Source organism: Pseudomonas sp. KK18 (assembly GCF_037094675.1).
Lineage (GTDB): Bacteria > Pseudomonadota > Gammaproteobacteria > Pseudomonadales > Pseudomonadaceae > Aquipseudomonas.
In genome coordinates this window covers 428,599-443,894 of the sequence record NZ_CP146605.1, presented here as the reverse complement: position 1 = coordinate 443,894, position 15,296 = coordinate 428,599, and the positions used below count along the sequence as shown (strand labels likewise).

The following is a 15,296-nucleotide window of genomic DNA, read 5'->3' as shown; positions in this document are numbered from 1 at the left end:
TGGGGGAAGAAACCCCCACCTGTTCAGGCGGCGGCAGTCAATTCGATAACGCAGCAACGGCCAGTCACGCTGACGTCCAGCAGGCCGGTGTTACCGTCCAGTTGCAGGCAGTCGTGACGGTTCAGCCGCTCACCGAGCACCTTCACTTCATCGGCCACGCTGAACACCAGCACGGTGTGCGCGGCACTGAAGAAACGCTGCGTGCCGTCCATCCATTGCAACCGCGCTTGATAGCGCTGCGGCGAATAGATGAGGTTGAAATCGCGGATCGGCCCGCCGATCAAGCGGCAGGACACCTGGCTGTCACCCTTGAACGGGAATGGCTGCAGCGGTAACAACCCGAGCTGTTCCTCGCCATCCACCGTCAGCACCATGCCCGAGCCTTGCAGCACGGTGATAATGCGCTGGTACCCGGCAAAGGTGGAGAACCCGCCCGACTCGGCGATATCGGCAATCGACAGGCGCCAGCCGAAACCGTCCAGGCCCTCCCCCGCGTCACGGGTGATTTCTTCAGTGCTGCCGCCACCGTTTTTCCACGGCATGCGAATGTAATCGGTAGCGCGCCAGACTTTCATCGAACTCATTTACTGAAACGTCCTTCCAGGCTATGACGGGAACCGGGGTGGATCAAACGTGCGGCCGTGACCGGCTGGCGGCCAGACCAGGTGCGGCGGCGAATCAGCAGGCACGGCTCGCTGGTTTCGATTTGCAGCAGCTTGCATTCGTCGGCGTCGGCCAGGATCGCCTCGACCACGTGCTCGCCTTCGGTCAGCGGCGCCACCTGGTTGAGGTAGGCATAGGGCGTTTGCTGGGTGAAATCCTGCTGCAGGTATTCCGGTGCTACCAGGGCGTTGACGAAACGGTCTTCGATTTGCACCGGAATGTCGTTTTCGTAGTGCACGATCAACGAGTGGAACACCCGCCCGCCTTCGCGCATTTCCAGCGCGACGGCGCGCTCGGAGCCGGCGGCTTCTTCACCGAGGGTAATGACCTTGCACGTATGGCGATGACCGCGGGAGGCGATCTCATCGGCAATGTTGTGCACTTCAAACAGCGCCGACTGGCTCTTGGGCTCGGCGACAAAGGTGCCCACACCTTGCATGCGTACCAGCAGGCCTTCAGCAGTCAACTCGCGCAGGGCGCGGTTGATGGTCATGCGGCTGAAGCCCAACTGGTTGACCAGTTCGCTCTCCGAAGGCACGCGATAATGCGGCGGCCAGTTGCCGTTGAGAATCTGCTGGCTGATCATCTGTTTGACGCGGGCATACAAGGGCGCCGGACTTTCGTCCATGTGGGCAGCCAGTGGAGACTTGGCGGGCGGAGTCGACACAGGAAATCCTTGTAGGTGAAAAAGAAGCATAGCTTGCCGGAGTTTACCGAGCAGGCAAACGTCTGTATATGTATATACAAATAAACACACGACTGGGGTGCCTGAATCATGTCCGCTTTCTTTGCCGAACGCGCGCTGCTGCCTAATGGATGGGCCAACGATGTACGTCTTGAAGTCAGCGCCGATGGCCTGCTGACCAAGGTTGAGCCCAATGCCAGTGCAGACGGTGCCGAACGGCTCAGGGGCCCCGTGCTGGCGGGCATGCCGAACCTGCATTCCCACGCTTTCCAGCGCGCGATGGCCGGGCTGGCGGAAGTGGCCGGCAACCCGAATGACAGTTTCTGGACCTGGCGCGACCTGATGTATCGGATGGTCGGCAAGATCCGCCCCGACCAGTTGCAGGTCATCGCGCGCCAGTTGTATATCGAAATGCTCAAGGCCGGCTACACCTCGGTGGCCGAATTTCACTACGTGCACCACGACGTCAGCGGCCAGCCCTATGCCGACCCTGCGGAGCTGTCGCGGCAAATCAGCCAGGCGGCCGCCAGCAGCGGTATCGGCCTGACGTTGTTGCCGGTGCTCTACAGCCACTCCGGTTTCGGCGGCCAGGCACCCAATGAAGGCCAGCGCCGCTTTATCAACAGCACCGAAAATTACCTGAGCCTGCAATCACGCCTGCAACCGATTCTGGCCGCGCAACCGGCACAACGGCTGGGCCTGTGTTTCCACTCGCTGCGCGCCGTCACACCGCAACAGATCAGCGAAGTGCTGGCCGCCAGCGACAAGGCGTGCCCGGTGCATATCCACATCGCCGAGCAGCAGAAGGAAGTCGACGACTGCCTGGCCTGGAGCGGCCAGCGCCCGCTGCAATGGTTGTATGACCATGTTGAAGTGGATCAGCGCTGGTGCCTGGTGCACGCCACCCACGCCAATCCGGAAGAAGTGACGTTGATGGCCAGGAGCCGGGCGATTGCCGGGTTGTGCCTGACCACTGAAGCCAACCTGGGCGACGGGATTTTCCCGGCGGTGGACTTCCTGGCCCAGGGCGGGCGCATGGGGATTGGTTCCGACAGCCATGTATCACTGAGCGTGGTGGAAGAATTGCGCTGGCTGGAATATGGGCAGCGGCTGCGGGACCAGCGGCGCAACCGGCTGTATCGCAGCGATCAGCCGATGGTTGGGCGTACGCTGTTCGATGCCGCGCTGGACGGCGGTGCCGAAGCGTTGGGGCAGCCGATTGGGCGTCTGGAAGTTGGCAAGCGTGCGGACTGGCTGGTGCTGGACGGCAACGATCCGTACCTGGCAACAGCGAACGAAGACGGGATCCTCAATCGCTGGTTGTTTGCCGGTGGTGATCGCCAGGTGCGCGACGTGCTGGTCAACGGGAAGTGGGTGGTGCGCGACGGGCATCACGCCGCCGAAGAAGACAGCAGCCGGGCGTTTACCCAGGTCCTGCGGGATTTGCTGGGCTGACAGACGACACATAACAAATGTGGGAGCGGGCTTGCTCGCGAAAGCAGTGGATCAGTCAATACATCTGGTGACTGTCACACCGCCTTCGCGAGCAAGCCCGCTCCCACATTGGATTGGCGCTGTTTCGTATTACTGCGAGGTCTTCGCCATCTGCTTGTCCGACGCACGCCAGATCAAACGCGTGGTGTCATACCCCTGCTGCCGCGCCCTGCTCAGCAGGTCTTCGCGGGTGTCGGCGCTGACCGTCGGCGTGCGCGACAGCAACCACATGTAGCGCCGGCTCGGGCTGCCGACAATGGCGGTCTTGTAGTCATCGCTGACGTACAGCACCCAGTAATCGCCCTTGGCCACGCCCGGCAACAGCGAGGTGAACCAGTTATTGAATTCGACCCACAGTTTGTCGGTCTTGCCGGCGACCTGCGGCGTTGCGGTGCCCTTGGCTTCCTGCCACTTCCACTCAGGGGTCAGGCAGCGGTTGAACACCGACATGTTGCCATCGGGCAACAGCGTGTAGCGGGCTTCGGACTGCGCACAATTGCGCTGGAAGTACATCGGCAAACGGGCCAACTCATACCAGGTGCCCTGGTAACGCTTGAGGTTGACGCTGCCAACAGTCTTGGGTTGCAGATCATCGCCAGAATGGCTGGCGCAGCCCGCCAAAAACAGGCTGGCGCAGAGGTATAGAACGAAACGCATCATGTTGTTTTTCTCCCGCAGGCTTTCGCCCCGGTTTACTTCAGGCCTTGCCCGGAAAAAATCAGTACTTTGTCACCGGCATATTGCACGCTGATAAAGCTGTTTTTATCGCCCCAGGTGCAACTGGACATACCCAGCGCGCCAGAACAATCAGTCGGCTTGCCCAACAACGACTCCACCTCGGCCTTTGGCATGCCGGCCGACAGTTTTGCGTAATTTTCTTGAGTGACCTTGCTGCAAGCGGCCAGAAGCACGCAAAACGACAACAGGGCGAGACGGCGTAACGACATGGAAAAACTCCTGGAGAGACGAAGCAGCTTGGGGGTCTGCCAGAAGCTTAGAAGGGAAAAGAGGTGTCTGGTTCCCGACGAGCGAAAACAAAAAAGCCCCGAAAACGCTGAAACGTTTCGGGGCTTTTGCTTACCGCAAGGACTTACGCCTTGTGGTAGCCGGTCACACGCTCAACTTCTTCCTTCGAACCCAGGAACACCGCCACGCGCTGGTGCAGGCCTTCAGGCTGGATGTCGAGGATGCGCTGGTGGCCGTCGGTGGACGCACCGCCCGCCTGCTCAACCAGGAACGACATCGGGTTGGCTTCGTACATCAGGCGCAGCTTGCCCGGCTTGGACGGCTCGCGGCTGTCGCGTGGGTACATGAACAGGCCACCACGGGTCAGGATGCGGTGCACGTCGGCAACCATCGCAGCCACCCAGCGCATGTTGAAGTTCTTCTTCAACGGGCCTTCCTCGCCGGCCATCAACTCACCCACATAGCGGGTAACCGGCTCTTCCCAGTGACGCTGGTTGGACATGTTGATTGCAAATTCCTGGGTGGACGCAGGAATGGTGATGTCTTCGTGGGTGAGCACGAAGCTGCCCATTTCGCGGTCCAGGGTGAAGCCCTTGACGCCGTCGCCCAGGGTCAGCACCAGCATGGTCTGTGGGCCGTAGATCGCGTAACCGGCAGCTACCTGCTCGGTGCCCGGCTGCAGGAAGGCCTTTTCGTTCAGGGCTTCGTTCTGGCTCAGGTATTCGTTCGGGCAACGCAGTACCGAGAAGATGGTGCCGACTGGCGCGTTGATGTCGATGTTCGACGAACCGTCCAGCGGGTCGAATACCAGCAGGTATGCGCCTTTCGGGTATTTGCCCGGGATCTGGTAGGCATTGTCCATTTCTTCGGACGCCATGCCGGCCAGGTGACCGCCCCACTCGTTGGCTTCGAGCAGGATTTCGTTGGAGATCACGTCAAGCTTCTTCTGCACTTCGCCTTGTACGTTTTCAGTGCCCATGCTGCCCAGGACACCACCCAGCGCGCCTTTGGACACGGCGTGGCTGATTTCCTTGCAAGCACGCGCCACCACTTCGATAAGGAAGCGCAGATCGGCAGGCGTGTTGTTGCTGCGGGTCTGCTCGATCAAATAGCGACTCAGGGTAACGCGGGACATGGAAGGCTCCGGAAATGGGGGGCTAAAAACCCGCGCAGTTTAACGCGAGTCGGGGCGTATTTCCTCCTATCAGAGGATTTAAACCCAATAGAGTTCATGGACTTTATTTAACGTGCCACCGGTGGCTTGCGCAGCAAACTGTAGGCCATGGCGCCCAGGGCCGCCACACCGAGCAGCAGCACGGCCCAAAGACCGAGCTTTTTCCAGTTCGGCCCGGCAACAACCGGGGCCGCGACCGCAGCCGATGTGACCACCGCCTCGCCCGCCACTTTGGCCTGCCCAAGCCCCGCGAGACGTTCGGCGCTGTAGTCCGGAATCAGGGTCGACAGCGGCAAGTTCGCGCCTTTCACCGACGGATTGCCGAGCACAAGGGTGAACGGTGGCTCGCCCCGCGCCAGGAACACCAACTGCGTGGCCCGCACCGCAAAGCTCAAGGTCGGCGCCTCCACGCCCAGGCCACCCCCACGCTCGTCCACGTCGAGCTTGAGCTGCGCAACAGCCTGGCCCGGCAACTGCAGTTCGTTCTGTAAAACGTCCTGGCCATTTTGTGTCAACCGGTAGAGCAAACCGCTGCTCATGGGCTGCCAGGCCTGATTACTTTCCCGGCGGCCCGACAAGGTGACCGGCGCCAGGCTGTTGGGTTGGCTCAAGTCGATTCGCAAGCGTTCGACGTTCAGTGCGTTGGGTAACTGCCAGCTGTATTCCCCGGCCTTGAGCCGGCTGCCCGACAACGGCTGCGACCACACCAGCGGCAACGGCAGGTTGTGGGCGCTGACACTCTCCAACTGCGCCGACGTCAGCGCCGGTGCCGCCTGGCCTTTCCACAGCAGACGCAGATACCGCGCCGACTGCCCCGGCAAACTCACTTCATGCTGCTCGACGCGCTCATCGGCAAACGACAACCGCGCCACCTGCCCTTCGCCCCAGGCGCGCCAGTGCTGCAAGTCGTCGCTGGCTTCGATGCTGAAACGCTGGAAGCCGTCGCGCTCGCTCGTCCAGTCGAGGATCAGTTGCTGCAACGGGGCCTTGATCGCACTCGCATCGAGCAGCCAGCCGCGCAGCACTTCTTCGCCGGCCTCCAGTTGGCTCGGCGGCTGCACTTGCACCAGCGTGCCGGTGGACGTGGATTGCACACGCACGCTGGGCACGGCTTCGGAGGAGTCAGCCGCAGCGTACAACGGGAACCACTTCACGTTGGACAGGCTGCGGCTTTCGGTGCTTTGCGCCGACTGCCGCGCCAGTGCGTAAGCCTGGGGCTCGCCAGCGGCGTTGAACACCCGCACATCACCCAGGTCGGCCTGACGGGCGCTCAATTGCACCGCCAGCGGCAGTTCCAGGCGGTACCACGGGCCTTCGCCACTGACCGTCAGCGGCACACGCGTGGTGAAATCGGCGGGCGTCTCCTGGGCCCAGGCCGATAACGTCGTGCACAACCCCAACAGCGCCACACTCAGCTTGCCCATCAAGAGGCCACTCCTTCAGTTTCAACCACCGGCTCGGGGCGCCTGGGCGGCAGCGGGGCGAAATAGCCCACCACCAGCAACAGCCCGCCCACACCGATAAACGATACGATCCGCGCCAGCCCGCCGCGGTTGCTCAATTCGACGAAGAACAATTTGGCCACCACCACGGCAATCAATGCCGCACCGATCAGCCACACCTCACGCCGGTGACGCAGATGGCCGCCTATCATCAGGCTCAGGGCAATCAGGGTCCACACGATCGACAGCCCGGCCTGCACCAGCATCGACTCCAGCAACGCATCCAGATGGAACGGCACGCCACCCCAGTGATGAGCCGTGCGCATCACCAGCGCAGTGAAGAAGGCGAACAACGAGACACCGGCGACCGCCTGAGCGACCAGTTCGGCGCGCGGGCCGCGTTGCGGTGCGGCACTGCGGGACCACAGGTACACACCCAGCAGCGCGAATAGCAATCCAATATCCAGCGGGTTGAGCAGCGGCACATACGGCAGCGGCTCGGCGGTGCCGTCGCTGAAGATATTCGCCAGCCAGAACCAGCCGAGCATCAACACCGCCAGCGGCAACGCGGCATACAACCGGTACTCGCGCGGGTACGCCGACACCGGCCACGGCCAACTGCGCGGCGCGGCGGCCAGCACCAGGTACAGGCTTGGCAGAATCGCCCAGCCCAGCCAGCGCCAGGCGTTGTATTCCTCGGACAGCAACAACAGGCCGTAGCGCAACTCCAGCGCCAGCATACCGATCAGCAGCCAGCAGCCGAGTACGTGCGCGGCGCCCAGGGCTTTTTCCGGGATGACCAACGCCAGGCGCCGCAGCGACACGAAATGCACCGCAAATACCGCTACCCACGCCAGCCAGGCGAAGTCCGCCGCCGGGTGATAACGCGAGCCCCACGAGCCTAGCAACACCACGCCCGCCGCCGGCATCAACAGCGTGCACAGCAAGCCCAGCGACGCCCATTGCAGCCTCAGGGCCAATACCGCCCAGATCGCCACACTCACCGCCGCTACCGCCAACAGCCAGGTGCCTTGCAGCATCGACGGTGCAAACCGCAGCACTTCGCTGACCAACGCCAGCGTCCACCAACCCGCACCCCACACCAGCAGCACGTCGGACAGCCGCTGCAAGCTCAACGCCTCGAACACCGGCGCATGAGGCCTGCGCTGCAAGCGCCAGGCACCGACCAGCGCCGCCAGCCCGAGCACCATTGGCGTCCAGAAACCGCTATGGCCCAAAGGACGCAAACCCTCGCTGGTCAGCGGCCCGAGCAGGTCCGGCACCGCGATCAGGAACGAAGCGCCGCCGATCACTTGCAGCAACAACCCGAAGACAAAACTGACGCGCTGTTGCAGGTACAGGCTCAGCCAGATGATCAACAAACCACTGGCCGCCCACACGCCGCTGGCGGTCTCCCAAGGCAGCACAAACAGCACCGCCAGGTTGATCAGCACCAACCCGGCGAGCAACACCACCGACAGGCCACGCAACAACCGCACATCGCTGCGCACCATGGTGTCCCGCGCGGCCAGCAGCATGCCGCCGATCAATGCCAGGCCAATCAGCGATGCGGTGAGCAAGCCGCTCCAGCCCGCACTGAACACCGCGCCTGAATCAGCCCCCGCTTGCAGGCGCAGCAGGAACAGCGCACCACCCAGCAGTTGCACGGCAAACGCGGTGAAGAGGAACGTACGCGAGCCGATGCGCAGGCCCACCAGCAAGGTCGCAAGACCGGCAAGCGCCCAACTGATGGCCGTGCCTTGGGTCCACAGCAGCAACGGTGCGAGCAGGTACAAGAAGCCCAGGCCCACACTGGCCAATACCGGCAAGCCTCGACGCTCCCACTGCGCCGCGTGCTCCACCGGCGCCTTGCGCAACTGGTCGAAACTGAACAGCAAGGCCGCCCCCAGCAACAACGCACCCAAGGGTGCACCGTCCAGCAGGCTGGTCTCGCCAATCCGCAATTCGCTGAGGAACGCCAGCGCCGAACCGACTTGCAACAGCAAGCCAAACGCCCGTGCCAAAGGCCGCTGCTGACGCAGGCCGAGCCAGAAAATCCCGGCGCCTTCCACGGCCCAGGCCGCCGCGGTCCAGCGTGCGTCGAGGCCCAACGGAATCGCCAGGCTGGCGAAGATCACACCCAGCGCCAGGCAAGTTTCCGCCAGCATCAAGGCGCGCCCGCCACTCAGCAAACGAGCCAGGCCCATATAGATAATGCCCAGGGCCAGCGCGCTGAACGCAGCGGCAAACTCCAGGTGCTGCACCAGCGCAAACTGCAAACCGAAGCCCACCAGCGGCGGACCGAACAGCATGCTGCCGTCGACATAATCGCCCTTGGCCGCCGACCAGCGCAGCAACGCGCCACGGCTGTCATCGTCCGGCGCGTCGCGCATCTCCAGCAACTTGCGCCGGGCGAACAACAGGCCGATGCCCAGGTACATCAGGAAAAATAGAATCAGGAACGGCTCGGTGCTCCACAGCAACTCCGGTGTATAGGAGCGCATGCCCCAGGCGAAGCCGATGCCGAAGGTGCCGACAAAACCGATCAAATTGAGCAGGCGCCAGGCCTTGAACCAGGCGATGGCGAGAATGCCTGCGTTGAGCAGGGCGAAATAGCTGAACAGCGCCACATGGTTGCCGGCGCCGGTGGACGTGAGGATCGGTGCCGCAAAACCGCCGAGGGCGGCGGCGCAGGCCAGGCCGAGGGCGTCCTGGGTAATCGCCAGGATCGCCGAGAAAACGGTGACCGCCACCAGCAAGCCGAGTGCCGCGCCGGGGTCGAGCAACGGGTGCAGGCGCATCGCGGCGAACACCGTGAGGTACAACACCGCAATGCCGGTGCCCTGCAGCATCAACCCGTAATTACTGTTGCGCAGCCGCAGCCACCAACCCAGACCCAGCAGTGCCAATGCGCAACCGGCGACACCTGCGTAACGCAACTCGATTGGCACCACCATGCCTTCAGTGGCATAGCGCAGCAGGAAGGCCAGGCCGAGGAACAACAACACCACGCCGACCCGCAGCACGGTGTTGCCACCGAACAGCCAGTTGCGGGCACCGCTGATTGCGCGCTCGATAAAGTTGGGGCCGCGAGGCACCGCAGGCGCGGCAGGTTGTTCAGGGATTTTCGCGCTCGGTTCGGCCCGCCACACATCAGCCGGCAATGGCTGGCTGGGTTCGGCCACCACGCTTGCGTAGGCGGGTTCCAGTTCGGCGGGTAATTCCCAGACGAGTTCGGGCGGCGCCGCTACCGGCAGCGGCTCTTCGACAAACACAGGTCCGGGGGTTTCAACGGCGGCAGGCCTTTCCAGCAAGGCCAGGCGTTGCTCGACCACTTTCAGGGCGTTGCGGGCAGACTCCAGCTGACGGCCTTGTTCCTCCGTACGCGAGGCGAGCATCGACAGGCGAATCGCCTGGCCAATGCCCAAACCGAGCAGCGCTCCAATGCCCGCATCACTGAACGACTCATCGAGCGTCCAGCCGAGCACCAGGCCAATCAGCATGAAAATCCATTGCATGGTCGATATCCCTAAGCAGCCCGAAGCGGGCAAAGGCGATGCTCAGTATATCGACACGGACCCCATGTGGGAGCGGGCTTGCTCGCGAAGGCGGTGGATCAGTCACAAATTTGTCGACTGACGCTGCGCTTTCGCGAGCAAGCCCGCTCCCACATTTTTTATTGCAGTGTCTAATCCAACGCTTTCCAGATTTCCGTCGCGTATTCGCGGATGGTCCGGTCCGACGAGAACCAGCCCATGCGCGCGGTATTGAGCACCGCCGAACGCCACCATTCCTTGGAGTCGTGCCAATGGGCCTCGACCCGCGCCTGGGCATCCCAGTAGGAATCGAAGTCGGCACAGACCAGGAAGCGGTCGTAGTCGATCAGCGAATCCACCAACCCGGCATAACGGCCCGGATCATCCGGTGAGAACACCCCGCCACGAATCGCTTGCAGCACATCATTCAAGCGATGGGACGCGGCGATCTCTGGCCCGGCGTTGAATTCGCCCGCGTGTTTGCGCGCTTCCACCTGCTGGGCGCTGAGGCCGAAGATGAACATGTGGTCGGCACCCACGCGCTCGTGCATCTCGACGTTGGCGCCGTCCATGGTGCCGATGGTCAGCGCGCCGTTGAGGCCGAATTTCATGTTGCTGGTGCCCGAGGCTTCAAAGCCGGCGGTGGAAATCTGCTCCGACAAGTCGGCCGCCGGAATGATGCTTTCCGCCAGGCTCACGTTGTAGTTGGGCAGGAATACCACCTTGAGCAACCCGCGCACGGTAGGGTCGTTGTTGACGGTACGGGCGATGTCGTTGGTCAGCTTGATGATCAGCTTGGCCTGGTGATAGCTGGCCGCGGCCTTGCCGGCGAAGATCTTCACCCGCGGCACCCAGTCGGTGCCCGGCTCGGCCCGGATCGCCTGGTACAGCGCGACGGTGTGCATCAGGTTCAGCAGCTGGCGCTTGTACTCGTGGATCCGCTTGACCTGCACATCGAACATCGCCGCCGGGTTGACCGAAATCCCCAGGCGCTCGTGAATGATGTCGGCCAGTGCCCGCTTACTGTGCAGGCGCTGTTCGGCGAAGGCCTTGCGAAAGGCTTGCTTCTCGGCAAACGGTTCCAGGTCTGCCAGGCGCTGTTCGGGGTTATCCAGCACGTCCGGGCCCAGTGCCTCCACCAGCATCGCCGTGAGCTTGGGGTTGGCCTGGTACAGCCAGCGGCGGAAGGTAATGCCGTTGGTTTTGTTGTTGATGCGGTCCGGGTAGAGCTTGTGCAGTTCGGAGAACACCGTGCTGCGCATCAGTTGCGTGTGCAGGCCGGATACGCCGTTGACACTGTGGGAGCCGAGGAACGCCAGGTTGCCCATGCGTACGCGGCGACCGTTGTCTTCTTCGATCAGCGAGACGGCACGCAGCACGTCGAAGTCATGGATGCCCTTGGCCCGCAGCGAGTCGATATGCTGGGCGTTGATCAGGTAGATGATCTGCATGTGCCGCGGCAGCATGCGCTCCATCAGGCCGACTGGCCAGGTTTCCAACGCCTCGGGGAGCAAGGTGTGGTTGGTGTACGACAGCGTTTCGACGGTGACGTCCCAGGCGGCATCCCACGGGATGTCGTGCAGGTCCACCAACTGACGCATCAACTCGGCCACCGCGATCGAGGGGTGAGTGTCGTTAAGCTGGATGGCCGCGTGCTCGCCCAGGCTCAATACCGAGCCGTGCATGTTCTTGTGGCGACGCAGCAGATCCTGCAACGAGGCGGAGACGAAGAAGTACTCCTGGCGCAGGCGCAGCTCCTGCCCTGCTTCGGTGCTGTCGGCCGGGTAAAGCACTCGGGAGATGCTTTCGGCGCGGGCCACTTCGGCGACGGCGCCCAGGTGGTCACCGGCGTTGAAGCGCTCCAGGTGCAGGTCTTCGACGGCCCGGGCGCGCCACAGGCGCAGGGTGTTGACGCTGGCGCCGCGCCAGCCGACGACCGGGGTGTCATACGCCACCGCGCGTACGGTTTCATTTGGCGACCAGACCTGGATCGACTTGCCGGACGCGTCCAGCACGGTTTCCACACCACCGCCAAAGCCGATCGGGTAGATCACTTCGGCGCGCTCGAACTCCCAGGGGTTGCCGAAATCCAGCCAGCGTTCGGTTTGCTCCTGCTGCCAGCCATCGACAATCGCCTGGCGAAACAGCCCGTGCTCATACCGAATGCCATAGCCATGGCCGGCAATACCCAGGGTCGACATGCTTTCCATGAAGCAGGCCGCCAGGCGGCCAAGGCCACCGTTGCCCAGGGCCGCGTCGGGCTCCAGCAGGCGAATGCGCTCCATGTCCACACCCAACTCGCTCATGGCCTCACGGGCCACGTCCAGCAAGCCAAGGTTGCTCAGGCTGTCGTAGAGCAGACGGCCGATCAGGAATTCCAGCGAGAGGTAATAGACCCGCTTCTGTCCCTTGCGGTAGATGTGCCGCGTGTGGTCCATCCAGTGGTCGACCATGTGGTCGCGGGCGGCCAGTGCGATGGCTTCAAACCAATCGTGGTCGAAGGCGTGGTCGGGGTCCTTGCCCACCGCATAGGTAAGTTTGGTCAAGACGGCATCGCGAAATGCGGCTACCTCTGCTTCTCGTACAAGCGGTTCCTGAGACATCGATGCGACCTCGGGCGAGATAGAAGGAGTTGCTAGAGCCTAGACGGTCTGACAGACGGTAGACGCTCTGGTTCGGCAGTTTTTTAACTCATTCACCTTTGCGGGAATTTGATGCAGGGGCCGTGCCCGTTTGTGGCCCGGCACAGCCTTCGAGCTGAAAGCTGGAAGATATTGTTCAAAAAACCACCAGTTCCGGTATGATCCCGCGCCGGATAACACCCCTCTTGGAAACCTGATGAAGCCTCAACTGATCGCCGCCGCGGAACTCGACCGTCTCGAGACCTGGCAGAAATACTCAAGCCATATGTGTGGCGGCTGTGTGTCGAGCTGCTGCACCCTGCCGGTTGAGGTGAAGATCAAGGACCTGATCCGCATCGGCATCGTCGATGAGTTCGAGCGTGGCGACCCGCCGAAGAACATCGCCAAGCGCTTGCAGAAGGAAGGCATCGTCGAGCGCTTCAACGCCAAATCCGAGATCTTCACCCTGCAGCGCATGAGCAACAACGATTGCCTGTACCTGGATCGTAAGAGCCGCTTCTGCACTATTTATGACAAGCGCCCGGATACTTGCCGCAATCACCCGAAAATCGGGCCGCGCCCGGGGTATTGCGCGTACAAGCCGAAGGAAGTGGTGCGCGAGACCAGGTTCAAGACCCTCGACAAGTTCTGATCCAGATTCTTATTACCTGAACTACCGCTTTCGCGAGCAAGCCCGCTCCCACACTTGACCTTACTCATCCTGAGAAAACGCGGTCGAATGTGGGAGCGGGCTTGCTCGCGAAGGGGCCCGCACAGTCACTACAGATATTGCAGGCATAAAAAAACGCCCCCGGCCTTTCGACCGGGGGCGTTTTTCATTCAGCCTGAGTTAACTCAGTTCTTGGCTTTCTTGGCAGCGCGGGTACGCTCGCCTTCGTCCAGGATCTTCTTACGCAGGCGGATCGACTTAGGCGTAACTTCGCACAGCTCGTCGTCCTGGATGAATTCCAGAGCCTGTTCCAGGGTGAAGCGAACAGGTGGAACCAGAGCGATGGTTTCGTCTTTACCCGAAGCACGCATGTTGTCGAGCTTCTTGCCTTTGGTTGGGTTGACGCCCATGTCGTTGTCACGGCTGTTCAGGCCAACGATCTGACCGTTGTAGATCTCTTGACCGTGTTCAACGAACAGCTTGCCACGCGCCTGGAGGGTTTCCAGGGAGTAGGTCAGCGCCTTGCCGGTTTCTACCGATACCAGAACACCGTTCTGACGGCCGGACATGTCGCCGGACTTCATGGTGTCGTAGCGATCGAAGATCGAGGTCAGGATGCCAGCACCGTTGGTCAGGGTCAGGAACTGGTTACGGAAACCGATCAGACCACGAGCAGGGATGTTGTATTCCAGACGCACACGGCCTTTGCCATCCGGCACCATGTTGGTCAGGTCGCCCTTACGCAGGCCCATCTCTTCCATGACCTTGCCCTGGGATTCTTCAGGGGTGTCGATGGTGACGTTTTCAAACGGTTCCTGCTTCACGCCGTCAACCTGACGGATGATCACTTCAGGACGACCAACGCCCATTTCGAAGCCTTCGCGACGCATGGTTTCGATCAGTACCGAGAGGTGCAGCTCACCACGGCCGGAAACCTTGAACTTGTCAGCCGAGTCGCCTTCTTCAACGCGCAGAGCAACGTTGTACAGCAGCTCTTTGTCCAGACGTTCCTTGATGTTACGGGAAGTCACGAACTTGCCTTCTTTACCGCAGAAAGGCGAGTCGTTTACCTGGAAGGTCATGGAAACGGTCGGCTCGTCAACGGTCAGAGGCTTCATCGCCTCGACGTTGTCCGGCTGGCACAGGGTGTCGGAGATGAACAGCGAGTCCATACCGCTCACACACACGATGTCACCGGCAAACGCTTCTTCAACGTCGATGCGGTGCAGGCCGTGGTGACCCATCAGCTTCAGGATACGACCGTTGCGCTTCTTGCCGTCGGCGCCGATGGCGACCACCGGAGTGTTCGGCTTGACGCTACCACGAGCGATACGGCCAACACCGATAACACCCAGGAAGCTGTTGTAGTCCAGTGCCGAGATTTGCATCTGGAACGGGCCTTCACGGTCAACTTTCGGAGCCGGTACGTTGTCGACGATCGACTGGTACAGCGGGGTCATGTCTTCAGCCATGTCGGTGTGTTCCAGACCGGCAATGCCGTTCAGGGCCGAGGCGTAGACGACTTTGAAGTCCAGCTGTTCTTCGGTGGCACCCAGGTTGTCGAACAGGTCGAAGATCTGGTCCAGAACCCAGTCCGGACGCGCGCCTGGACGGTCAACCTTGTTGATGCACACGATCGGACGCAGGCCGGCTTCGAAAGCCTTCTTGGTCACGAAACGGGTTTGCGGCATAGGGCCGTCTTGAGCGTCAACCAGCAGCAGAACGGAGTCAACCATCGACATTACGCGTTCAACTTCGCCGCCGAAGTCGGCGTGGCCCGGGGTATCCACGATGTTGATGTGGTAGCCGTTCCAGTTGATGGCGGTGTTTTTCGCCAGAATGGTAATACCGCGCTCTTTCTCCTGGTCGTTGGAGTCCATCACGCGCTCGTCGTTGAGCTCGTTGCGCTCCAGGGTGCCGGATTGACGCAAGAGTTTGTCTACCAGGGTGGTCTTACCATGGTCAACGTGAGCAATGATGGCGATGTTGCGTAGATTTTCGATCACTTGTGTATCTCGATCAGAGGATTCGGTGTGCTGACAGGT

The 15,296-nt window shown here is 61.8% G+C and carries 11 protein-coding genes; 2 read left to right on the top strand and 9 right to left on the bottom strand.

The genetic code is table 11. The features are described from left to right. Nucleotides 1–23: 23 nt before the first annotated feature. A complete protein-coding gene (locus tag V6607_RS01980) occupies nt 24–584 on the bottom strand; it encodes a HutD family protein (protein WP_003217978.1) in 561 nt (186 codons plus the stop codon). Further along, nucleotides 581–1,360 carry a histidine utilization repressor gene (gene hutC / locus V6607_RS01975; protein ID WP_173406113.1) on the bottom strand — a complete coding sequence of 260 codons (780 nt, stop codon included), beginning with the start codon at nt 1,358–1,360 and terminating at the stop codon, nt 581–583. Before hutC ends, V6607_RS01980 begins: the two co-directional genes overlap by 4 nt. Before the next feature lie 78 nt (nt 1,361–1,438). On the opposite strand from hutC, the gene V6607_RS01970 reads away from it, so the two are divergent. Then, a complete protein-coding gene (locus tag V6607_RS01970; protein WP_087693348.1) occupies nt 1,439–2,803 on the top strand; it encodes a formimidoylglutamate deiminase in 1,365 nt (454 codons plus the stop codon). Nucleotides 2,804–2,932: 129 nt separating this feature from the next. Here V6607_RS01970 and V6607_RS01965 read toward each other — a convergent pair whose 3' ends face one another. From V6607_RS01965 to V6607_RS01940, 6 genes are all read right to left on the bottom strand, one after another. Next, nucleotides 2,933–3,502 (bottom strand): lipocalin family protein, encoded by a 570-nt coding sequence (locus V6607_RS01965; protein WP_134325594.1) that lies wholly within the window; start codon nt 3,500–3,502, stop codon nt 2,933–2,935. Nucleotides 3,503–3,534: 32 nt separating this feature from the next. Then, complete coding sequence (locus tag V6607_RS01960) at nt 3,535–3,789, bottom strand: hypothetical protein (RefSeq protein WP_003217986.1); 255 nt, start codon at nt 3,787–3,789, stop codon at nt 3,535–3,537. Nucleotides 3,790–3,932: 143 nt separating this feature from the next. Then, nucleotides 3,933–4,943 (bottom strand): class 1 fructose-bisphosphatase, encoded by a 1,011-nt coding sequence (locus V6607_RS01955; protein WP_003217989.1) that lies wholly within the window; start codon nt 4,941–4,943, stop codon nt 3,933–3,935. A 107-nt stretch (nt 4,944–5,050) separates the two neighbouring features. Beyond that, a complete protein-coding gene (locus V6607_RS01950) occupies nt 5,051–6,406 on the bottom strand; it encodes a DUF3999 domain-containing protein (protein WP_008435679.1) in 1,356 nt (451 codons plus the stop codon). Beyond that, the gene (locus V6607_RS01945) at nt 6,406–9,942 is read right to left on the bottom strand and encodes a DUF2339 domain-containing protein (protein ID WP_134325593.1); all 3,537 of its coding nucleotides are present in this window, start codon (nt 9,940–9,942) and stop codon (nt 6,406–6,408) included. Before V6607_RS01945 ends, V6607_RS01950 begins: the two co-directional genes overlap by 1 nt. A 170-nt stretch (nt 9,943–10,112) precedes the next feature. Further along, complete coding sequence (locus tag V6607_RS01940) at nt 10,113–12,563, bottom strand: glycogen/starch/alpha-glucan phosphorylase (protein WP_003217995.1); 2,451 nt, start codon at nt 12,561–12,563, stop codon at nt 10,113–10,115. 235 nt (nt 12,564–12,798) lie between these two features. Between V6607_RS01940 and V6607_RS01935 the strand changes: the two genes are divergently transcribed. Then, the gene (locus V6607_RS01935; RefSeq protein ID WP_003217996.1) at nt 12,799–13,233 is read left to right on the top strand and encodes a YkgJ family cysteine cluster protein; all 435 of its coding nucleotides are present in this window, start codon (nt 12,799–12,801) and stop codon (nt 13,231–13,233) included. A gap of 203 nt (nt 13,234–13,436) precedes the next feature. On the opposite strand, the gene typA is transcribed toward V6607_RS01935, so the two are convergent. After that, the gene (gene typA / locus V6607_RS01930; protein ID WP_003217997.1) at nt 13,437–15,257 is read right to left on the bottom strand and encodes a translational GTPase TypA; all 1,821 of its coding nucleotides are present in this window, start codon (nt 15,255–15,257) and stop codon (nt 13,437–13,439) included. Between the last annotated feature and the right edge of the window lie 39 nt (nt 15,258–15,296).

Excerpts from the sequence above, each read along its gene's own strand:
- V6607_RS01980 (WP_003217978.1), bottom strand. The coding sequence starts at position 584 with ATGAGTTCGATGAAAGTCTGGCGCGCTACCGATTACATTCGCATGCCG.
- hutC (WP_173406113.1), bottom strand. The coding sequence starts at position 1,360 with ATGCTTCTTTTTCACCTACAAGGATTTCCTGTGTCGACTCCGCCCGCC.
- V6607_RS01970 (WP_087693348.1), top strand. The coding sequence starts at position 1,439 with ATGTCCGCTTTCTTTGCCGAACGCGCGCTGCTGCCTAATGGATGGGCC.
- V6607_RS01965 (WP_134325594.1), bottom strand. The coding sequence starts at position 3,502 with ATGATGCGTTTCGTTCTATACCTCTGCGCCAGCCTGTTTTTGGCGGGC.
- V6607_RS01960 (WP_003217986.1), bottom strand. The coding sequence starts at position 3,789 with ATGTCGTTACGCCGTCTCGCCCTGTTGTCGTTTTGCGTGCTTCTGGCC.
- V6607_RS01955 (WP_003217989.1), bottom strand. The coding sequence starts at position 4,943 with ATGTCCCGCGTTACCCTGAGTCGCTATTTGATCGAGCAGACCCGCAGC.
- V6607_RS01950 (WP_008435679.1), bottom strand. The coding sequence starts at position 6,406 with ATGGGCAAGCTGAGTGTGGCGCTGTTGGGGTTGTGCACGACGTTATCG.
- V6607_RS01945 (WP_134325593.1), bottom strand. The coding sequence starts at position 9,942 with ATGCAATGGATTTTCATGCTGATTGGCCTGGTGCTCGGCTGGACGCTC.
- V6607_RS01940 (WP_003217995.1), bottom strand. The coding sequence starts at position 12,563 with ATGTCTCAGGAACCGCTTGTACGAGAAGCAGAGGTAGCCGCATTTCGC.
- V6607_RS01935 (WP_003217996.1), top strand. The coding sequence starts at position 12,799 with ATGAAGCCTCAACTGATCGCCGCCGCGGAACTCGACCGTCTCGAGACC.